This window comes from Flammeovirga pacifica, assembly GCF_000807855.2.
GTDB lineage: Bacteria > Bacteroidota > Bacteroidia > Cytophagales > Flammeovirgaceae > Flammeovirga > Flammeovirga pacifica.
In genome coordinates this window covers 359,762-380,608 of record NZ_JRYR02000001.1, presented here as the reverse complement: position 1 = coordinate 380,608, position 20,847 = coordinate 359,762, and the positions used below count along the sequence as shown (strand labels likewise).

18 protein-coding genes are annotated in these 20,847 nt (G+C 33.2%); 7 read left to right on the top strand and 11 right to left on the bottom strand.

Going from position 1 to position 20,847, the window contains the following annotated elements; translation table 11 throughout:
• Nucleotides 1-519 precede the first annotated feature (519 nt).
• Nucleotides 520-1,116, top strand: a complete 597-nt coding sequence (locus NH26_RS01480) for a transcriptional regulator (RefSeq protein WP_044226442.1) — start codon at nt 520-522, stop codon at nt 1,114-1,116.
• Between the two features lie 69 nt (nt 1,117-1,185).
• On the opposite strand, the gene NH26_RS01475 is transcribed toward NH26_RS01480, so the two are convergent.
• The gene (locus tag NH26_RS01475; RefSeq protein ID WP_044226444.1) at nt 1,186-1,740 is read right to left on the bottom strand and encodes an acetate uptake transporter; all 555 of its coding nucleotides are present in this window, start codon (nt 1,738-1,740) and stop codon (nt 1,186-1,188) included.
• Between the two features lie 591 nt (nt 1,741-2,331).
• On the opposite strand from NH26_RS01475, the gene NH26_RS01470 reads away from it, so the two are divergent.
• The 3 genes from NH26_RS01470 to NH26_RS01460 all read left to right on the top strand — a co-directional run bounded on the left by NH26_RS01470 (nt 2,332) and on the right by NH26_RS01460 (nt 6,605).
• Nucleotides 2,332-3,432, top strand: coding sequence for an acyltransferase family protein (locus tag NH26_RS01470; protein WP_044226447.1), 1,101 nt, complete (start codon nt 2,332-2,334; stop codon nt 3,430-3,432).
• Nucleotides 3,433-3,714: 282 nt separating this feature from the next.
• The gene (locus NH26_RS01465; RefSeq protein WP_044226449.1) at nt 3,715-5,301 is read left to right on the top strand and encodes a BCCT family transporter; all 1,587 of its coding nucleotides are present in this window, start codon (nt 3,715-3,717) and stop codon (nt 5,299-5,301) included.
• A gap of 146 nt (nt 5,302-5,447) precedes the next feature.
• On the top strand, nt 5,448-6,605 hold the full coding sequence (locus tag NH26_RS01460) for a hypothetical protein (RefSeq protein WP_044226452.1): 1,158 nt from the start codon (nt 5,448-5,450) through the stop codon (nt 6,603-6,605).
• Nucleotides 6,606-6,799: 194 nt separating this feature from the next.
• Here NH26_RS01460 and NH26_RS01455 read toward each other — a convergent pair whose 3' ends face one another.
• The 4 genes from NH26_RS01455 to NH26_RS01440 all read right to left on the bottom strand — a co-directional run bounded on the left by NH26_RS01455 (nt 6,800) and on the right by NH26_RS01440 (nt 9,691).
• The gene (locus NH26_RS01455) at nt 6,800-7,945 is read right to left on the bottom strand and encodes a methyltransferase domain-containing protein (RefSeq protein ID WP_052432169.1); all 1,146 of its coding nucleotides are present in this window, start codon (nt 7,943-7,945) and stop codon (nt 6,800-6,802) included.
• Between the two features lie 82 nt (nt 7,946-8,027).
• Nucleotides 8,028-8,396: an HIT family protein gene (locus tag NH26_RS01450; protein WP_044226455.1), complete on the bottom strand. Its 369-nt coding sequence runs from the start codon at nt 8,394-8,396 to the stop codon at nt 8,028-8,030.
• The gene (locus NH26_RS01445) at nt 8,396-9,424 is read right to left on the bottom strand and encodes an HNH endonuclease domain-containing protein (protein WP_044226458.1); all 1,029 of its coding nucleotides are present in this window, start codon (nt 9,422-9,424) and stop codon (nt 8,396-8,398) included. Before NH26_RS01445 ends, NH26_RS01450 begins: the two co-directional genes overlap by 1 nt.
• A 54-nt stretch (nt 9,425-9,478) precedes the next feature.
• Entirely contained in the window at nt 9,479-9,691 is a 213-nt protein-coding gene (locus NH26_RS01440; protein ID WP_044226461.1) for a helix-turn-helix domain-containing protein, read from the bottom strand.
• A 246-nt stretch (nt 9,692-9,937) separates the two neighbouring features.
• On the opposite strand from NH26_RS01440, the gene NH26_RS01435 reads away from it, so the two are divergent.
• Nucleotides 9,938-10,798 carry a hypothetical protein gene (locus NH26_RS01435; protein ID WP_044226465.1) on the top strand — a complete coding sequence of 287 codons (861 nt, stop codon included), beginning with the start codon at nt 9,938-9,940 and terminating at the stop codon, nt 10,796-10,798.
• A 50-nt stretch (nt 10,799-10,848) separates the two neighbouring features.
• Here NH26_RS01435 and NH26_RS01430 read toward each other — a convergent pair whose 3' ends face one another.
• The 5 genes from NH26_RS01430 to NH26_RS25340 all read right to left on the bottom strand — a co-directional run bounded on the left by NH26_RS01430 (nt 10,849) and on the right by NH26_RS25340 (nt 16,305).
• On the bottom strand, nt 10,849-11,145 hold the full coding sequence (locus NH26_RS01430) for a DUF6804 family protein (protein ID WP_044226468.1): 297 nt from the start codon (nt 11,143-11,145) through the stop codon (nt 10,849-10,851).
• Nucleotides 11,142-12,035, bottom strand: a complete 894-nt coding sequence (locus NH26_RS01425; protein ID WP_044226471.1) for a hypothetical protein — start codon at nt 12,033-12,035, stop codon at nt 11,142-11,144. Before NH26_RS01425 ends, NH26_RS01430 begins: the two co-directional genes overlap by 4 nt.
• Nucleotides 12,036-12,077: 42 nt before the next feature.
• Nucleotides 12,078-14,312 carry a DUF2357 domain-containing protein gene (locus NH26_RS01420; RefSeq protein ID WP_044226475.1) on the bottom strand — a complete coding sequence of 745 codons (2,235 nt, stop codon included), beginning with the start codon at nt 14,310-14,312 and terminating at the stop codon, nt 12,078-12,080.
• Nucleotides 14,313-14,315: 3 nt separating this feature from the next.
• Entirely contained in the window at nt 14,316-15,947 is a 1,632-nt protein-coding gene (locus NH26_RS01415; RefSeq protein ID WP_052432170.1) for a hypothetical protein, read from the bottom strand.
• A 184-nt stretch (nt 15,948-16,131) separates the two neighbouring features.
• Nucleotides 16,132-16,305, bottom strand: coding sequence for a hypothetical protein (locus NH26_RS25340; RefSeq protein ID WP_158021859.1), 174 nt, complete (start codon nt 16,303-16,305; stop codon nt 16,132-16,134).
• Between the two features lie 353 nt (nt 16,306-16,658).
• Here NH26_RS25340 and NH26_RS25205 point away from each other — a divergent pair, with 353 nt between their 5' ends.
• A complete protein-coding gene (locus NH26_RS25205) occupies nt 16,659-16,946 on the top strand; it encodes a hypothetical protein (RefSeq protein WP_139262791.1) in 288 nt (95 codons plus the stop codon).
• A gap of 65 nt (nt 16,947-17,011) precedes the next feature.
• Complete coding sequence (locus tag NH26_RS01410) at nt 17,012-17,665, top strand: hypothetical protein (RefSeq protein WP_044226479.1); 654 nt, start codon at nt 17,012-17,014, stop codon at nt 17,663-17,665.
• 106 nt (nt 17,666-17,771) lie between these two features.
• On the opposite strand, the gene NH26_RS01405 is transcribed toward NH26_RS01410, so the two are convergent.
• Nucleotides 17,772-20,771, bottom strand: a complete 3,000-nt coding sequence (locus tag NH26_RS01405; RefSeq protein ID WP_052432171.1) for a T9SS type A sorting domain-containing protein — start codon at nt 20,769-20,771, stop codon at nt 17,772-17,774.
• Between the last annotated feature and the right edge of the window lie 76 nt (nt 20,772-20,847).

The following is a 20,847-nucleotide window of genomic DNA, read 5'->3' as shown; positions in this document are numbered from 1 at the left end:
AAATGTCAGGAAATCTCCTGTCGATCCAATGGTATAAGTCCCTTCTAAAGTTGTTTGTCCAAATAAGTTAAAAGAGAAAAAAATGAATAAAGTATAAAGTAGCTGTTTCATAGTATTTAGTAATCAATACGTATGATTCCAAAATCTGAGAAGATATGATTTACATTGTTATAATAATTGAAATGAAAGTTGAGAAAAGTAGATGATTTGCAACGATTAAAAAAATAATTGATTTGGAAGTCATACGAACAATGTAACCACAAATTTATTGATTATGACCCCAATAAACAATGTAAAGTGAGGCTCGTTACCTTTTGTAACCTATTTATAGGCCCTATTTCTTTATAATTCATGTTTTATAATGTAATAACACCTCATACATCCTCTCAAAATAATAGGATCAGCGATCTACTTGTACTTCTTTTTTATTTCATTCAATTGCAAATCTAAAACTAAGTATGTAAATTATTAAAATACAATCACTGACTTTACTTATCACTACTACATTTACTCTCCTATATGGAAAAATTGCTACTTAATTACTTTGATCATTCAATGTATGGAATTGCTGTTTATGAAAGAATCTGCGAAGGGAAATATAGATTTATTTTTTACAATGATGCAGGCAGAAAAATGGACGGCGTTGAAGGTGTGAACTACAAAGGGAAATTTATTGAAGAACTCTTTCCGAATGTCTTAGAGTTTGGCATTTTTGATGTACTTGAAAAAGTATATCAAACAGAAAAAACTCAGGAACATAAATTAAAATCCTATCGGCATGAGGATGGGTCTTATATGTATAGAACCAATAAAATTCAAAAATTAGAGAATGATTGGTTAGTATGCACCTATCATGATGAATCTAAAATATTTGATCTCAAAGATCAACTTGATAAAGACTACCACACGTTTGCCGACATCCAAAATTATTCGTCTAATAAAGTAAAAGGTGATTTCTCTATGATTCACTCTCTTCTAGATGACACCTCCCCGTTAGATCAATATGACAAAATCAAAAAGATTAAAAAGCATCTTTTAAACATTGAAGATAAATTCGATTTCCTTACCTCTTTAGTGAATAGAGGAATGAGGAAATTAAGAAATGAGGTGTTTTAAATAAAAAAAATAGAGGTTACCTCATTTAAAACATGAGATAACCTCTATTTATATTTTTCTAAGATGGAATTACTTAATAATCTTATCACCTAATGGTAAAACTACTTTACCTGCCAATTCATTCAAAATTGCTGCGGCCATCATATACCAAGCAGCTAATGCACAAATAATTAAATCTATGGCTGCAATTGTTTTGAAAGCTTCAGATACAAAGTGTTCCAATACTAAAAATAAGAATCCTAATAACAACGTACCAAAGGTGAAAGCCATTGCTTTAGAAACTCTTAATGATCCTGCAAACATAATTGCCGTATAAAGCATCCATGCCAACAAGTAAAATCCAACATCTGTATGAGACGATTTGTACACATCGTAATGGTTACACAACCAAATAATACATAAGCCCATCCAGAATGCACCGTAAGATACAAAAGCAGAAAAGCCAAAGCTATTTCCCATTTTTTGTTCTTGGAAACCAGCAATAAATTGAGCCAATCCACCAAAGATGATACCCATTGCCATGACAGGGCCTAACCCTATCCAACCTAAGTTATGGAATTGCAACAAAAGTGTAGTCAAACCAAAACCCGCTAAACCTACAACTGCAGGATTACCATTTTTCATTTTTAATTAATTTATCGATTTTAAAATGATTCATTTGTTAGTAGTTGCATAGAAAAGCAGCACTTAAAAACATGCAAAAATATTAAAAATAGCCTCTGGTTCTCGTTAATGATTGATAAATCAACACGCAATAATTCTAATAACTCCTAACATTAGAGCACTTCTTGTATTTCCACTTAGTCAAGTGAAAATCAAACCGTCATTTAATAGACTAAATCAGCTGGTTTCATCATAGGTGCTGAATCTATAAAGTGTTGAACAAAAGTATTTATCTATCAACATTCTTTCATGCACCATTTTATTGATACAACACCTTTCCTATTATCCCATAACCAAATCTCGAGCCTGCTCAAGTTCCTTAATCTTTAAAAGTAAGGCACAGTAATTCTAAAAAAGTCATCACTCTAATAATAGTACAATTAATATGGGTGGGTTAGTAAAAGCTATAAATCAATGAAATAAGATGAATATCTGGATAAATTTCATGTTTGCTTCTAAATTTTAGTTTAGTCATTCAAAATTAAACTCCACTACTTTATTAAAAAAAATATATGCTTAAATTGATGCTATTAAATTTTGTAATCAATAATTATGAACCCTAATAATTACATTTCTTCTCTTACACCACTAAGAGGCATTGCGGCACTTTGGGTCATCATTTTTCATATTGATGTAAGCACCTATTATCGTGATCTAGGCAGTCTGTTGGATAGAACGCAAACGGGTATTTTTGCTAAAGGATATTTGTGGGTGGATTTTTTCTTTTTGTTAAGTGGTTTCATCATTTATCACGTATACGGAAAAGAATTTAAAAAAGGTATTACTTACAAAAAAGTTAAACAGTTTTTATGGAGTAGATTTAGTCGCCTGTACCCTCTTCATTTATTTACTTTAGTGATTACCATTGTTGGGGCATTGGTATTTGGCCAAATTTACCCTCAATTAATTGATGGAAGCTGGGAACTCTATTTCTCCCTCAAGGCTTTACTACCCGAATTCACCATGATGAACGCAATGAATTTCTATCATTTCCTATCTTGGAATATGCCATCGTGGTCTATTGGTGCAGAGTTTTGGACCTACTTCATTACCATTTTTATTCTTGGAGCATTAGGAAAACAAAATAAGGTAGGATGGATGATCTCTTCTATAGTATCATTTGGTCTTTTAGTGATGTTAGTGCACTTCCACCCCAACCATAATTTAGACATCACTTGGGATTTTGGTTGGCTAAGATGCTTATTTCAATTTATTTTAGGCGTCAATATCTATCAATTATTTGATAAGAAAATCGGAGCATCCCTTCTATCAAAAGACATTGTTTTTATTGTTCTGATGATAAGTATCGGCATTGGTTTTCACTTTATGTGGCACGATTTGCTATTCGTCCCTTTATTCGCCTTACTCTTACTTGCAACAGCTTATAATAACAATAAAGTAAGCTCATTTTTGGAATCCCCTTCCCTAAAATTCTTAGGTAATATCTCCTATTCACTTTATCTGATGCACGGGTTAGTTTTCTTCTTTTTCTGGTTTCAGTTTCCGATTTGGAAAGCGCAATTTAGTTGGGAGACTTTACCCCAATGGATGCATTTGGCATATATGATCATTTTCATTGGAATCACTATCTTGATATCTTCATGGAGTTATAAGAATGTGGAAGTGAAAGGAAGGAAATGGCTTAGGAAATAAGCTAAAGAAGATCTGCTTCAAGTAATAGTACATCTCCACGATAATATTGTACTATCATCTTAACAAACCCTATTCAATTCGGTATACAAGGAATAATCCGTAATTTTGTGAGATAATCAATTTGATATTTTGATTTGCATCTTTTCTTGTCTACGTGAATTGTGACATCTAACTTTGAGCTCCCCCCGAGTTTGGTTAACTTCCCTCCAATTTCCCTCTGTGCGCTAAGAACATCTCAATATCCTAAGAACATCAGTTTCTTAGTCACTTAAAAATAGCAATATGAGTCGCCACGTTCGTAGTGATCAAAAAACCTTTTGGGGCATTAAAGCAAATGCCACCGTTTCTTTAGCATCTATATTTATCATATTAGTACTCGTTGTAAGTACCTTAATTGTCGGAGAACCCATGGAAAAGTGGTTCAAAGAAACACAAAATACTGTTGCAAATAATGTCGGTTGGCTATTTATTTTGCTTTTAAACTGTATGCTTTTCTTTGCCTTATTTCTAGGTTTTAGCAAGTTTGGAAAAATAAAAATTGGTGGACAAGATGCCAAAACGGAATTCTCACAAACAGCTTGGTTTGCCATGTTATTTAGTGCCGGAATGGGTATCGGTTTACTGTTTTGGTCGGTAGCAGAACCTATCTTCCACTTTAATAGTAATCCGTTTATGAAAGACGGCGGATCGCCTGCTTTAGCTGCTGAAAAAGCAATGGGCATTACCTTTTTACACTGGGGAGTACATGCTTGGGCATTGTATGCTGTAGTAGGATTAGCACTTGCCTTCTTTACTTTCAACTTAAAGTTACCACTTACCATCCGTTCGATTTTCTTCCCATTACTAGGAAATAAAATCTATGGCTTGATAGGAGATTTAATCGACATTATTGCTGTTATTGCCACCTTATTTGGTCTAGCTACCTCATTAGGTTTTGGTGTACAACAGGTAAACGCAGGACTTACCTATCTCTTTGGTATTGAGTCTTCTAATACGGTAGAACTGATCCTTATTGTTATCATCACTGGGTTTGCCACGCTATCTTTGGTTTTAGGTCTTGATAAAGGAATTAGAATGTTAAGCGAATGGAATATTCGTTTGGCATTGGGGTTAATGCTTTTAGTATTATTTATTGGACCTACCCTATTCATATTGAAATCATTCGTTCAAAATATCGGTTACTACATTTATGAATTCTTTGAGCTAAGTTTTTGGACCAACTCTTACAAAGGTGTTGCTTCGGAGAAAAACTGGCAGAATTCATGGACCGTCTTCTACTGGGCTTGGTGGATTTCATGGTCTCCATTCGTAGGTATTTTTATCGCTCGTATTTCTAAAGGACGAACCATCAAAGAGTTTATCTTAGGTGTACTCATTGTTCCTGCTTTATTAACTTTCCTATGGTTATCTGTATTTGGAGGTAGTGCTTTATACCAAGAATTAATGGGTAATCACAGTATCACAGAAGCAGTAAATAAAAACGTAGCCACTGCTATATTTTATTTATTAGAACAATATCCATTTACTACCTTCTCCTCTATCCTGACTATCATTTTGGTGACCAGTTTCTTTGTCACTTCATCAGATTCAGGATCGTTCGTAGTAGATACTTTAACTTCAGGAGGTAGACACGATGCTCCTGTAGGACAAAAAATATTCTGGGCCTCTATGGAAGGTTTAATTGCAGGCGTTCTATTGATGGGAGGTGGATTAGCTGCCTTACAAACTGCATCTATCCTTACTGGATTACCGTTTGCCATACTTATTATCATTATGTGCTTCTCCTTTTATAAAGCATTAAGTGATTATTATGAAGAACACTTCAAATCGCATAGAGAAGTACACAGAAGAGAGAAAAAGAAAAAATAAATTACTCATAGAGGTGATCTTATCATAGAATATACCTCTTATCAACAGCCCAGGAATTCATTCCTGGGTTATTGATAAGAGAAAAAAACTAATTGATACCACCTCCTCCACTCTCAAAAAATAATTTTCGCACGCATTATTACATCATGAAAAAATATCTACTACTATCTTTTTTCTTCTTCTCTACACTTTCAATTTTCGGACAAGATAAACCTGAAGTACATTTTGGAGGTGCATTACGTTTTAACTATAATAATTCATCTTGGAAAGAAGGACATCAACAGAGAGGTGGCGATTTTGGCTACGATATGTTCTCCCTACGTCCTGAGGCAAAATATAAAGGTATTGGTCTAAAAGCCGACCTTAGAATATATTCTGATGCCTTTGGTGGTTTCTTTATGAAATCCGGATGGTTTGATTATGATTTTACAGAAGAAGATCAGATTCAATTAGGATTAACACAAGTACCATTTGGTATAACAACCTACAACTCCCATAACTGGTTCTTCAGTTTAAATTACTACTTAGGCTTAGAAGATGATCATGACATGGGTGTGAAGTACACCCACTCGAACGACAGTTGGGAATATAGTGTTGCCTTCTTTAAAAATGCTGAAGAGTTATCATTTGGTAGTTATTCTGATGCTTCCAATAGTCGCTATTCTTATGATCTAGGATCAATTGATGAGAACGGTGATGGCACTTTACAATACAGAAACAAAGAAACCAATCAGCTCAACCTAAATGTTTTAAAGAAATTAAAAACGGGTGAGTTCGCACATAAAGTTGGTGTCTCTGGTATGTACGGAGGCATGTACAACCTTGATACTAAAGGAATGGGTAACCATTGGGCTGCTGCCGCTTATTATGAGCTTGATGTAAAGAAATGGAATCTTAAGGCTCAAGTTTCTCATTATAAAAAGAATGCTGATGCTCCTGATGGAGAAAGAACAGATGTTGTTGCTCTTACCGCTTATGGAGCTCCTTATCTTGTAGCAGCAGAAGCTACCACTTACACTTTAGGCTTAAGTTTTACTCAGCCTGTAGAATGGGGGCCTGTTAGCTCTCTTGTGTTCTACAACGATTTTGGTTTTATGGACAAAACAGAAGCATCTTTCTACGATTCCTACCAAAACGTTACAGGTTGTATGATTACAGCTGGACCAGTTTATACTTATATTGATGCAGCGGCTGGCAAAAACCAGTCGTGGTTAGGACCTAATTATAATACTGCCCTTGCTTATGGTGATGCTGATGCCGAGTGGCACATGAGATTCAATATTAACTTTGGGCTTTATTTTTAAAATGAAATATTGATGATTTGATAAAATGATCTTCGAGAATAAAGCATTTATAAACGGGCGTATGGCATACGCCCGTTATTATTTCTTCCGATTTTGATGCATGGATCATTTTATTTGAAATATATGCGGGCGTATGCCATACGCCCCTGAATGCAACACCAAATAAATAACGATATCATTTTTTGATGATGCATTCATTTTCCACAATATTTCTCACCCCATTTCCGCGGATTATTATTGATATATCGAACGGTGTTTTCATACCTTTCTTGATCTCGGATGATCACATCATGAAAATTTCTATGCCACAATGAACCTTCCAATTTAAACCCCATCTCTTTTGCTTTCTTTGTGGTCGCACTCTTAAATCCTCTTACCACTGCACTGATATCCATTGATGGACTTCTGAATTTTCGATTTTCAAATTTTATCTTTCTCTTGGCATAATTAATAACAACAATACCATGAATATGGTTTGGCATCACTATCACATCTTCTACGGTGACATTTGACCGAAAAGAGGAATTCAACCATTCATTTCTCACCATCTCCCCCAATGGATTTAAATACATTTCCCCATTTTTCACCATACCAAATACTCGCCTAAAATTCTTTACATTGATGGTTATAAAATACCCCCCCTCCTGCGCATAATCATAATTTCTTAATCGGAGACTATTTCTTCTTTCTTTATACCTTTTTTCAATAGATGGAATAAAGAACTTACATTTCTCTTCCTTCAATAAATCATGCAGTAAACCTATGGCTTTATTTGTTCTACTGTTTGGCATCTCTTTCTTCTGATACCTGATCTTATTATCCTTCCATAAGGCAGTAACACTAATTGTTTCTGTAATAATCTCTTTATCCAAAGGTTTTGTGTATTCGTAAATTTCGCAATGATCTGTTTTAAGTACACTCCTAAAAGGCAAAATCACATTACACTGGTATGTTGGTCTTTGATGATACTTATGAATCCTTATTCCAGGTCTAAATATATCTCTTCTTACCGTAAAATACGCTTTCCCACCCGGAGCCAATAACATAGAAACCTCTGCTAAGATCTTAGATTGGTCTTGCGTTCCCACCACATTTAAAACATAATGACAAATGACCGTAGTATATCTCTTCTTAGGAAATGTAGGGTGATGGTACTTATCGTATTTATCTACTGAGTAACCTAATTGAGCCAGCTCTTCAGTATCTTTTCCATGGCCACAGCCAAAGTCCAAAATCCCCCCTTTTAGAAGGTGCCTTTTCATTAAAATTCTTGTTGGATACGACATTTTATCCCGCAGAATCGCTGTTAACTCGGGGTAGTGAGTATCAGTTTTGTTCATGATGAATCGTTAGTAGCAATGATAATTATAGTATGAAGATAGAAAAAGGATGGGGAAATTCCGCCATCCTTCTATAATAAATTTAATAATATCCTTTCCCAGCAACACAATGTCGAACTCCCCCTCTTGGGTTATCCATATCGCCTTTATATCTAGGGATTAAGTGACAATGAAAATGCATTACTGTCTGACCTGCATATTCACCACAATTCATTCCTATGTTATATCCATCAGGCTCAAACTCTAACTCCACCAATTCTTTCGCTTTCAATATCATCTCGTCTAGGTTCTTACGTTCCACATCTGATAATTCAAAATAATCTACTTTCTCTTTATTGGATATAATCAAAGTGTGGCCAGGTGATACTGCATAACCATCTCTAATCAAAAAGAAATGTTCTCCCTGATAAATCTTAGCTGATTCTGGTAACTGACTAAATACTGTACTCATTAAAATGTTCCTTTTAGTTCTATGCTAGGCGACCAAGTAGTAATTGATCTATTTTTAGCAATATCGTAATGTTTCTGAAGAAAGCTTTTACGTTGTTGTTCCGTCTTTCCAGTTTGGTTAATAATAGTCTCTGCCAATGGATGTTTACTTTGAATGTAAAACTCATTTCTATGATGTAACCTTTCTAAGAATCTTAGTGCTGGAACTCTTGCATTCTTCTCTCTATTGATAGAGCTATCTGATAATACTAAATTCCAAACGCCGTTGATATTCCCACCTGCTTGAGCATGTTCTCTTTTACTGATATGAGGCAAGAAGTGGTCTACATCACATACTTTAAGTGAACCCTCTAAAATAGATATATCTTGAAAACTATAAAAGCATTTTCCTTTCTGATAACCATTTAAAGAATTACGTACTGAAGTGATGTCTACCCGTCTCATAAAGTCATTTTCCTCAATGTAGAATAAACTTGAACCTTCATCATATCGAACCTCTAACAGATTAGGGTTAATGTTAAGATTCCAAGCAGTTTCCACCAACTTCCACCTCCCTTCTACTTCTTGATTAAAATTCTGAAAATGAAACGATTCTTTGAGTTTCAAAAGATCATCTGTAATCACAATATCTTTCTTCCCCTTCTTATAATCTTTATGATAAAAAGGATTAGGAATTACCCCCTTGTTTACATTCTGAAAAGCATCTACCACATTATTAAAACCAAGCTTTTCCGTTTGTTGTAATAATAATTCTTGTGATAAATTACCTTTTATATGATCGTTACAAGCCTGTAAAAACTTACTAGATGCCGAAGTTCCTTGTTTTTCGTTTTGTTTTAAATGCTCTACAATATGCCTTGAAAATGGCTCAGACAAATCAGTTAACGATATTCTTGTTTTTTCTTTATCGACCAACTCTAGTAAAGCCTTAGCAAAAGCGAATTTATAAGTAGCCGAATTCTTTCCAAATAATATAATTGCTCGCCATTGTGACTCCAACGACAGATCATTTTCTTGAAAGTTGATCATGTTTACGGTTTGTTGAGTAAAGAATAATGGAACTATATGTACTAGAAGTTTTAATTATAAATCTTCTAGCAACTCAGATATTTTCAGATCAAAGCCTTTGGCTATCTTCTGAATAATGGCAAGAGAAACATTCCTCTTTCCATTTTCTATATCTGTCATATAGGTCCGATCTATCTCAATCAAACCAGCAAACTTCTCTTGAGAAACCTTCTTCTTCAATCGAAGATTTCTCACCCTTATCCCAAATTGGACGTTGACATTTTCCATGAAATAAAATTCATGGTTTGTAGACTATCAAGCAACGGACTATTGTCTACAAAATAACTTATCACACTTAGATAAAATCAAAAAAATATGAATAAAGATATTTTCCCTAGATTGTTATTTATCTCAAAACCAACACATTTAATTAATCCATAGAGCATTAAGACTTATTGATTAATATATTATTGAGTATTTAAGCATAGTATTTATTATTGTTAAATTATCAAACTATTTAACAAACAAGTATTCATGAAATACTCCTTCTTTATCTCGTTTATATTCCTAATTTTTATTAGCAATATAACTTTTTCACAAGTAAAAAATGACACTCTTTTAACTGTTGTTGGAGAGAAGGTCATTGTTTCTGTAAAAGAAATAACTGCAAGTGAAATCAAATATTCATACCCTAATGAAGCATTATTAAATGGTATGAAAAAATCTTCTGTTGCTGAAATACGCTTTGGTTCTGGAAGAGTTCAAAAACTCCATAAATTCCTTAATTATAAAAACGTAAGTACAGGGAAAGATTGGGAAAATGTATCTATATCAAATGTCGCAACAGAAGTTGAGGGATTAGTTAAATTAGGTGATGTTTCTGCTAAAGCAGAAGGCACAACAGAATTTTCAAGTGTAGCAAAGCTGCAAGCAAGGGTATACGATAAAATAAAAGTTCAGTCTGCAATGCTTGGTGGAAATGTAGCTTTTGTAATTAATCAAACTGCCGAAACTATGAGCAGTAGTGCTTTTTCTTCTAAAGCTGCAAATGCTATTATGTCTGCTTCTGTTTACAGTAGTAAGGTCATAAATTCAGCAGATATTCATTATGGCACTTATTCTATATCTCATTATTACCTTTTAAGATCAAATGAAGCTAAAATTAAAACTAAAAAGTTTGCTGTAGCTCATCAAATTACAATTTCTGAAGATCGCATAAACCTGAATGGAAGACAACCTGGCATTGATATTAAATTTTCTGATATTACTAATGGTATAGAAAAAATGAATATTATTTCATCCACACCTTCACAATTAGTTTTAAGTTATGTGAAATCTACAAGTCGTGGTAAAAAGACTTATTATAATATCATATTGACTAAAATAGTTCAATAATAAATAGTCCCACTATCAATTGATAGTGGGACTATTTATTAGTTTCACTTTTAACTCTTTGGAGTATTCAAACCTCTCACCCCAAAAACAATCCCCCCAATTATATCAATTGGAGCCCAAATACCTCTATCATGAAGATAAATAGGAAAGATTGGGTTAAAAAATATCAATACAACTAAGAAGAAAACAGCCTTTAAATTTAGGGAGCTCGTTTTTCCATATTCTTCCAAAAGGCAAACAATTGCACTAATGGAAATTAATATTCTGACTAAAGTATAATACCCTGAAGGCATTGGTGCCATCGCTACAAATAAAGCGATGGAACTAGCTAAAAATAAGTTTCTCATTTTGATGGTATTTCATTTTCCTTTAAAGTATCAGATGTATATAATGTTTTAGCTTTTCCTCTAACCATAGTTTCTGATACATATATTACTTGCCCTCTTTTATTTTTAAACTTTGGAGACTTTAAAACCTTAAAATATCCTCTTCTAAAATGTGGGATTTTTGCATTTGGAGTACTTTCATCTCCTAGAATTTTTAAAGAAGGTTTTATTATAACATTATTATTTGATCTAATTTCTTCTTTACCTTTTGTTATTTTAGGTACTCCTTCTTTGACAGATTCAGGAAAGCATTTCATATATGTTATAGTATTAATAGCTAACCTAAATATTTCGCACAACTTTTTTGATTTTTCATCTTCCTTTAATAAGGAATCTTGATAATGGATATTTGTAATTATTCCGCTGTTTTGACCGCTATTAAAGAAAATCTCAATTGTCGAATTTTCATAAAGTATAACATTAAATGATAGTGCTTCTTTTTCATAAGGAACATGTAAACCTATTGAATAATACACACAACTTTCATTCTCTAGTTCACTGGACCAAGTATATTCTACCTCTGTCTTTTTTCCGTTAGCATATAGGTAATCTCTTATACTCTCTAAATCTGATATTTTCATATCCTTTAGATAATCTCTTAAATATTTTTCAGCGAAAAAAATATGTAATAAATCCCCTTTTAAATCCTCATTCCATAAATCAAGACCTCCTGCAATTAACATCCTATTTAGTTTAGATTCATTTTTTTGTAGAGGTACGTTTAACATATTATACTTTATACTTCTAAAAACATCCTCGTCAGATAAGTAAGGAGTAATTCTTTTCTGTGTCTTATAAATTTCATTCCAGTACCATGTTAATGGTGTACTATACCATATTTTTTTTGCCATATTGCTAGTTGTTTAAAAGCATGAATTACCCAAATTCATTTATTACAAAACATGTTTAGCCAAAGATTCCAAGTCACATATAATAGGAACCCCATTTATGTTAAATCCATCCAATACTTTTACATCAAAACAATAGCTTCTAAACTTCTCATCTTCTACTTCTTCCAACTCAAAAATGAAATATTGACGTTCAATAGAATCGTGTGAAGGGTAATTTGTTAATCTAGACTTAAGTTCTATGGATGGTCCGTTAGATTTAATTTCATAAATATATTGTCTATTATGATTTTTTATATCATATAATAACAAAAGTTTAGAAGACAGTAACTCAGGTGTTAATCGCATTCCTCCCATACGATCAGCATCTCCTCTTAGGTTGTACTTCATTTGAGATTGAATCCATTGAAGGTGCTCTTCATTTTTAAACACACCAATAATAACGTTTACCTCTTTTGGTATTAATCGAACATCTCCAATCATCTCAGGTAAATAAACATCTGTTTTGATATCTTTTTCTTTATCTAGAATCTGATTTTGGAAGTAAGACAAATGTTCTCTTTGTGAAGATCTATTGATAAAATGTTTGACAACTTCTTTTATAAATTTTTTAATTTCGTATTGACCATTTTTATCTCTGGTAGGTTTCATTGGAAAAGCACCAAGACCAGGAAGAATTTCATGAAAACTTTTTATCTGATCGCTTTCATTACCTCCAGGATAAATAACATAGGCTCCACTTGATCGTCGTATTGCATCTTTATATGCATGCATCTTCAATAAATCAACTCGTTTGTAATCATTTTTTGATTTGTCCTCTATGTTGTCTTCGCCTAATAATTGAGTGATATTATTGACCTTATATTTTGCATCAAAATGAACATGGGTAATTACATCTTTAGATTCAGCTTGATCTTCATCGAATTCAGATGGCCAAATTGACAAAGTATAATCTGGCCTCATTTGTTTAGTCCAACTTCCCTCTTTATGGATATTTTGGTTACTACTAAATGTTCGATTATAACTGAACCTAATATTTAATGACCTCCCCTTATCATTATACTCTCCTTCTAAAGCCGTTTGAAAACCTTGTTTCAATTGTAGTCCTAATCCATCTTTAGTATTGGAAATAAGATTATCTATTTGTTTCGGGTTGATATTAAAAATCTCTTTTATTATTTCTAAAAGAGCAAAAAACACCCAATATTCATATAAAGTGGCTACATCTCTTTTTCCTACTGCATAAACATCATCTCCACCTTTCCATATTAGTTTTGCAGCAAGATCAAACATTAACCATGATTTATAAATCTCACGATAACCCGATTTCCTCTGTAATAATGGATTATTACTAGGCATCATTTTTAAATTACTTACTTCTCTGAATAATTGATGCTGATAACATATATCTAAAGTATTAATTAGTTGATTTATTTCAGATCTAAATTTACTTTCTTGGGAATGCTTTTCTTTGATCAACTTTTCTAAATCTACACAAAAGTTGAGATAATTTTCTAATACAAATTTTATGAATTGGTTTTCTATAGTATCAACTGAATCAATTCTTCTAAAGGTTGATACTTTTCTAGGCAAAGATGATAATCCATTCTTATTAGAAAGTGGAGTTCTATCATTTGACTTCAAAAATTGCTTTGCTATCTTATTGTCTATTCTGCGAACTCTAGAGGCATCAATATTCTCTTCTTCTTGGCTCCATTTCTTATTAGGATTTTCTAATACCTGATGAATAGATTCTTCGAATTCGTAGGAATCTACTATTGATTTCACAAAAGAAAACTTTTGATAAAGACTCTTTGAACTTTCTTTATGGTCAATCGTATAGCTCTGATTTATTGGTGTGTTTACTTGCATAATTAAATCAGTACAATATTCCGAAATATCAGAAAGCATTTGACGATAATCCTTTCTGTACGTTGCTTTTAAAGATCGTACTTCTAAAAGAATTTTATCAACTTCCACACCCTCCTTTTGGATATAAATAGATAAAGTCCCTACAAAAATATTGGGTTTGATTATACCTCTATTTGAATCAATTGAAGAACGAAAAACAATATTTTTGTCTTCTTCTAAAGTATACTGACTACTACCTTTAATCTCCCACTCATAAGTAAAACCTTCTACTAATTGATAAGGTGACTCTGCATTTTCGTAAGCTACTTCTTTTTCAACCTCGTATAAAACAGGCTTATTTTCAGCTTGAGGAGTTATAATAATTTCAATCCCTCTTTCTGTAACTATATTTAAGCATTTTACTTCCATAGTCTAAGCCTCTGCGTAACTAGCAAATCCGTTATCAATCACATTCTGATACATTCTTTGAAGTTTTTCAAAGGAAATTGGATACTTCACTTCTAATTTAGATAGGTCCTCAAAATCTTCTATATCTGCGGAATTTTTAGTACAAAGTTTACCTAGCTCTAATAAAACAGGAACTAACTTTCTTCTTGAACCATGTAACTTAGGCAACACCTTTTGCATGATTGCAATATCAATTTGAGAATCAAAACTTATTGAATCATCTAGTGATTTTAATACGGCTGTAAGTTTTGAGATTTCTCCAGCAGTGCGATAACCAAACTCCGCACCTACTTTCTTCAACACTCTAAAGAAATGTATTAGAATATCCTTTACATTCTCAGATTCTGTTGTATAATCATCATTTAGTTTTTTAATAAAATCAGATGCATAATCTTTTCCTGCTTCCTTTAAAAGTTCAATATTAACTCCTCCCTTAAGATTAAAGAAATTTTCAATATCATTTTCATCCAATCGGAACTCAATAACATTAGCTCTGTCTAATACTTTGGGACTAAACATATACGTGGTTTCGTCGATATTCACAGTACCAATGATAAATAAATTGCTTGGTAAAGAAATTCTATCTGGAACACCTTCTATGGTATTTAAAGCATGGAGTTTAATTGAATCTTTTGATTCCATTGCACTCAAAAAGTCTGCAAAATATCTTTCCACATGACTTAAATTCATTTCATCTAAAATTAGAAAATAAGGTTTATCCAGATTTTCATTTGCCTTTATAATTAAATCTAAAGTTCCATTATCTGGCTTAATATATTCTTCTGAATTTAATGCATTAGGATAACCTAATAAAGGTTCTCTATTGGTCCAATCTGCACCTACTGCTACTATCTCATATTGAGTTTCATCTTCGCAAATCCATGTTGCAAAAGATTGGGCAAGTTTGGTTTTTCCTGAGCCTGATAGTCCCGAAAGGAGGACAAAGGGTTTTGAAATTAGAGAAGAGATGAAGCGGGTGGTGAGGAGTTTATGATAGAATAAATTGGAAATTTCTAAATCATCCAAAAAAATATTTATAAAACTTTTATTCGAATAGTTATTCATTTCGCCATTTTCATTTAAAATGTTATTCAAATTATAATCATTTAGTATGTCAGTTGATAAAGCTTGAATTGACATATTTCTATTATAGTTCTTGACAAAATACTTTGTACCATCTTTTAAAGAGGTTATTAAAATTTCATCATTAATCACTTTAAAAGTATCACCATACGAAACACGATATTTATTAATATCAATTTCTTCAATTACAGGTTCATCAAACTCTTTTTTACACTTCCCACATTTATATTCAGGTGTTTTAGTTCTACGTCTATCAAAAGTTGTATTATCGCAATGAGGACATCTATATATATTTTTTTTACATGGCCACTTTTCTAGCTTAACTACTTTTGCCTGTCCCAAAGCCTTAATTTTATCAAAGATTAAAACTTTATCACCCTCTTTTATTTGTTGACTATTCGCTACCTTATTATCAAATTCATATTGTTTTGATATAACGTCATTATACCATCCCTTTCCATCTCCGTAGGTAGCATCTGAACCACTACTTTTAAAAAACCATAATCTTTCCATAATACTGCACTCTGTTATATTATTGTAAGTTGTATGAACTTTACTTAATCAAAATATCATATTTTGTGATTGTATCATTATCATGGGTGATACTCACTGAAGCAGAAGCACTTGTCACTATACCAGTATTCCAATCTCTACTTTTCGATAAAAATCCTCCTGTCCAATAATAACCCGAATTATTTTATCCATTATGTACAGATCCTCCATTACCAAAATCTATTAATACTACTTTTCCATATTGTACTTTGACATTTAACCTATAAGTAGCATTCTTATGATTCGTACCACGTAATTTGTTTGCCGAGTCCCAGAGCGTTTCTTCCATGCTCTTTGATTTTGTTGTCTTTTTAGCCATTCTTTAAGGGTAATGTGCTTGAATTATAGTGTGTGTTAATTGTAGTGACAAGTTAATCAATTTTGGCATACAATGAATAAACCGATATAAGTAAATAATAAACAACTGTAAATACCATTCCTATAGAAGTAGCTGTTTAAGGAAACAGAAATACCTTATCCCTTCTTTATTTTTATTAAGTTTCATTTGCAATCCTCCCCTCAAACCCCTAAACTTGCACACAACTGTTTAACAGACATCTAGCATTAACGATTTCTACGCTAGGTACTTTAATTTTTTATCACAACTAAGCAATACGCTCTCACTGTTTTTATGATTCACTATAATTGTTTCTCATTTTGTCATGTCTGGTTATGGCTACATGCATTCTATTTGCTCCAAAGCATCTCTTTTTAGGAGTAGTCTCTGTATATTATTCATCAGGATCGTATTCAAGTACTGTTTTGTCTCTTCTTTGTCGAAGAAATAGACAGATAACTATTGCTAAATCCAATATCATCTTTGAAAAGTTTTATATGACGATTGTAAAACAATTGATGATTGAGAAACTACTATACATGACTGAAGATCTGTGCTATATCGTCTTAGAAATGTCCTATATGATGACGAAAAATAGGTCGAATACTGCCAAAATTGGATAGACGATGGAAAACAACTATTGAAACGAAAGAAAAAGGAAGCTATTTCTTATTAAAACAACAAAACTATGTCAGTATCAAAACTAAATGTTAAAGATCTATTAGATCGTACTCAATTAATCTTAACTAACGCAGTGAATGTAGAAGACATCCGCACTGAAATGGAAAAAAGTGGATATGATGCCAAAAAGATAGAGGTAACCGCTAAACTATACCAAGAGACAAAAGAGGTACAAGAGCAAAATGAACAGAAAGATTTAGAAATTAAGCAACTTTCTGAGCAGTACAAAATGAAAATGGAACGATTAAGTGAGAAATTTAAGTTGCACCGAACGGCACTTAAAAAACTATACAAAAGCGACACTTCAAACTTCAAGGCATTGGGATTAGATGTAAAGATTTCTATTAAAACAGTAGATTTCATCAATCAATCTGCTCAATTATATAAAGCCATAGAAAACAGTCCTGAGGTATCTGAAAGGGTGAAAATTATTCGTATTGATGAGGCTGTCAAAAAAGAAATGCAAGCCCTCACTAATGAAGTTGCTTTACTTAAATCACAATTGTTTCAACTTAAAGCAGAAGCACAAAACTTGACACAGATAAGAAATGAAAAAGTAAGTCAGCTGAAAGATAAAATCAACGAAATGATTTTAGTAGCAGAAATGGCACTCCAAGGTAAAGACCAAATGTTAGAAGCATTCGGCGTAGTCGTAAAATAATTTACCCCCTCATCAAAACTATTTAATAATAAGAAACCTCTCCAGCCCCATAATAAATGAGCCAGAGAGGTTTTCTTTTACTTTATCACTTATGTCTTCTTATATATTACTCCTTCACCACCCTCAAATTCTCATACCTTGTTTTAATGACATAAACGCCCGGTATCAAGGTACTAATATCCAATTGTACCTTGTTTTCATGCATCGCTTTTTGGAAAACCTTTTGAGTGACTTCTACCCCTGTGAAATGAAAAAGTTGAAGTGTCTGTAGGTCTGTTCCTTCTATTATTAAATTGGAGGTGGCGGGATTTGGATAGGCATACAGGTAGGTATCTTCCGATGAATTATTAATTCTTATGCTTGGAAAAACTTCTTCTGTTCCATCAAAGTCTACTTGTTTCAATTGGTAATAGATTACAGCGTCTTGCCCTGCCTCTTCAGCATATTGATAAGTAATCTTGGTCTGACTATTCCCATTCCCTCTTATTTTCTTGATGTCTTGCCAATTTCTATGATCTGTACTTTTACTGATCACGAAATGATCGTTATTCTTCTCTGTGGCTGTTGCCCATTGCAGAGTTACTTTTCCATTATTTAGTTGTGCATCAAAATACAGTAATTCAACGGGTAGATCGTTGCTAGGGCTTGTTGTAATAAAGGTGATGAAATTGGCTCCTTCATCTAAACTGGAAAGTGTTGTACCAGAAATGGCTCTTTTTGCCGCCTCATCACTAGCAATACCTGCATTTCCATAGTTTTTCCATTCACTTCCATCATATTTTCCTATCGCTAAAGTGCTGTAATCATTTATTTCAGAACAGTCATCCCAAAGTAAAGAAACTTCTACTGCATGGTTTTGTGCATTGGTCAGTTTCCAATACTCACACGTAGAAACATTTTCAATGCCTACTTCCTTATTACTTAAGTTGCTACTTCCTACAAAGTATTCTGCTACAAAGCTTGAATTCGTTCCGGGAGGATTGCTAATCCCCATGGGGTGATAGGCATTTCCGTCTCCAATAGGGAAAATTATAGCGTCTGCCCCAACTTTAGTGATAGGACCGTTTACATGAGACAGGTCTGATGCATTACTGACTGTGCCACCATTATTTAATTGAAATACATTAAATGCATCTGTTTGTACAATACCATTGGTGAAGTCTATGCTATTTTTAATTGTGGTAGGAGATAAAATATGCAAGTCTCCCCCAGTATTTACAATCAAATGAGAGATAATTGCTGAAGAATTTCCAGAAGCATCCTCAATTTTCTGATCGGCAACTCCACTAAATTCTATTACTCCACTTGCTCCTCTTCCCAGCTCCACTTGTCCGTTTGTATTTAAGATCACATCTCCTTTATAGACGGTCTTTGATACAGAAGTTTCTTCAATTGTACCCGTTGTTGTTTCGTAAGTCACCTGATCATTGTACACATTACCACTATTATTACCCGTTCTAAATGTACCTGTTCCTGTATTTATGATTTGTGTGATCCCGTTAAATGTATTGTTTCCTTTAGAATAGACGTCCTCCGTTCCATTTTGAGTAAGTATAGCTGCAGCATTAAATACGTTGTCTCCTAGCTTTATCTGTGGTGCTTCAAAAGTGACTTCCCCATCAAATGATGCACTACTAAGATCGATAACCCCATTGGCAATTTGAAGAGTTTGTGCAGTAGTGCCAGTTTGAGTGAAATTATATAAATGTAAGTCTGTTTGATAGTTGGAGGCTAAATCACCCGCTATTTGAATCTTTTGGGTATCTGCTAAAGTGGTTGTCCCTCCTTGTGCTCCAAATTGAATGTAACCGCTACTACTTTCTGTGTTCTCTAAAGTGATATCCCCATTAAATGTCACCGAAGTACCAGAGTTTTTACTTACCTCAATCCATGCATTAGTTGCAGTAGAATTGTTGGTTAAGGTCACATCACCATTAAAAATAAAGCTCCCCGATTCACCCACTATTATTTCAGATTTATTATTGGTGCCCTCATTATTAAAAGTAGCCGACTGATGAAAAGTACCACTACCTGACTTGCCAAGAATCAATAAATTTTGATTCGATGTAGCGGTGTTATTCATTGTTGTCGTTCCAAAAACGAAAACTTCTCCTTTATCCGGAAAACGTACTTCTTTTTTTGTTCCTGTTGCTCCATCATTATTAATCAATAGATTACCACCGACATTTATTTTTGATTTTGCATTGCCACTAACATATATAAGCGACTGTGAAGAGGTCGCCGAGTTGTTAATTGTCAAATCCTGATCAATGGTCACTTGTCCGTTAACAGGAAATTTAATTAAAGCTTGATTTTGGGTATTTTGAGTTTCTAGAGTAACACTTCCTTCAATATTGAGTTTTGCTGCCACATTATTCACAACATAAAAATTAGTGGTTGTAGAAGATACAGCTGTATAATTACTCAAGTAGGTTAAATCTCCTTTAATCGTAGTCGTTCCCACTTTTACCAACATGATCTCCCCATCTTTCTTATTTTCGATATGAAGATCTCCTTCAAAAATATTGGTTTGGTTACTGGCAATTTCTAAATAGCTACTAGAATTATTAATAAAGTAGGCTGTTTTCTTAAAAGTATTTGATCCATAAGAAAAGAGCTCTGGAGTACCGGTTAATGTGAAAGTGGCCTCTTCGCCGAACTCCATATTGGAATAATAAAATTGACCACTTGTTAGATTTAATGTTACATTAAGGAGGCAATTTTTTAGGTTCACATCTCTGTCTGCATCATTAATAATTAAAGCACCATTACTTAACGTTCCCCCTAAAATATCTACATTTTCGCTTCCTACTATAGTAAGGGTATTTCCATCAAAATCTATTTCAGAAGTAAAACCTCCATCCACCGAAAGAGTAGCGATAGAATAGTTTATATCTATTAAAACATTCCCCAAGCCTTTATTATCAAAAAAGACATTATCTGTAGTACCGGGAACACTTACCCCCGGAGTACCTCCAGATGTTTCAGACCAATTTGCAGTATTATTCCAATTGCCATCTGAAGCGCCTATCCAATAACGATCATCTGCAAAAGTAGCATAAGAAAAGAGTAACAATGTAAGTGAAAGTGTAAGTAATTTATTCATAAAAGTAATGTTTATCATTCCAATACCATAGTGGGATTTTTAACATTATAATGATAAGTAGTTTCCTATTTTTATC

Excerpts from the sequence above, each read along its gene's own strand:
- NH26_RS25340 (WP_158021859.1), bottom strand. The coding sequence starts at position 16,305 with ATGGCTAAAAAGACAACAAAATCAAAGAGCATGGAAGAAACGCTCTGG.
- NH26_RS01410 (WP_044226479.1), top strand. The coding sequence starts at position 17,012 with ATGTCAGTATCAAAACTAAATGTTAAAGATCTATTAGATCGTACTCAA.
- NH26_RS01475 (WP_044226444.1), bottom strand. The coding sequence starts at position 1,740 with ATGAAAAATGGTAATCCTGCAGTTGTAGGTTTAGCGGGTTTTGGTTTG.
- NH26_RS01415 (WP_052432170.1), bottom strand. The coding sequence starts at position 15,947 with ATGGAAAGATTATGGTTTTTTAAAAGTAGTGGTTCAGATGCTACCTAC.
- NH26_RS25205 (WP_139262791.1), top strand. The coding sequence starts at position 16,659 with ATGGCTACATGCATTCTATTTGCTCCAAAGCATCTCTTTTTAGGAGTA.
- NH26_RS01450 (WP_044226455.1), bottom strand. The coding sequence starts at position 8,396 with ATGAGTACAGTATTTAGTCAGTTACCAGAATCAGCTAAGATTTATCAG.
- NH26_RS01435 (WP_044226465.1), top strand. The coding sequence starts at position 9,938 with ATGAAATACTCCTTCTTTATCTCGTTTATATTCCTAATTTTTATTAGC.
- NH26_RS01465 (WP_044226449.1), top strand. The coding sequence starts at position 3,715 with ATGAGTCGCCACGTTCGTAGTGATCAAAAAACCTTTTGGGGCATTAAA.
- NH26_RS01455 (WP_052432169.1), bottom strand. The coding sequence starts at position 7,945 with ATGAACAAAACTGATACTCACTACCCCGAGTTAACAGCGATTCTGCGG.
- NH26_RS01480 (WP_044226442.1), top strand. The coding sequence starts at position 520 with ATGGAAAAATTGCTACTTAATTACTTTGATCATTCAATGTATGGAATT.
- NH26_RS01425 (WP_044226471.1), bottom strand. The coding sequence starts at position 12,035 with ATGGCAAAAAAAATATGGTATAGTACACCATTAACATGGTACTGGAAT.
- NH26_RS01440 (WP_044226461.1), bottom strand. The coding sequence starts at position 9,691 with ATGGAAAATGTCAACGTCCAATTTGGGATAAGGGTGAGAAATCTTCGA.
- NH26_RS01445 (WP_044226458.1), bottom strand. The coding sequence starts at position 9,424 with ATGATCAACTTTCAAGAAAATGATCTGTCGTTGGAGTCACAATGGCGA.
- NH26_RS01430 (WP_044226468.1), bottom strand. The coding sequence starts at position 11,145 with ATGAGAAACTTATTTTTAGCTAGTTCCATCGCTTTATTTGTAGCGATG.
- NH26_RS01470 (WP_044226447.1), top strand. The coding sequence starts at position 2,332 with ATGAACCCTAATAATTACATTTCTTCTCTTACACCACTAAGAGGCATT.
- NH26_RS01460 (WP_044226452.1), top strand. The coding sequence starts at position 5,448 with ATGAAAAAATATCTACTACTATCTTTTTTCTTCTTCTCTACACTTTCA.
- NH26_RS01420 (WP_044226475.1), bottom strand. The coding sequence starts at position 14,312 with ATGGAAGTAAAATGCTTAAATATAGTTACAGAAAGAGGGATTGAAATT.
- NH26_RS01405 (WP_052432171.1), bottom strand. The coding sequence starts at position 20,771 with ATGAATAAATTACTTACACTTTCACTTACATTGTTACTCTTTTCTTAT.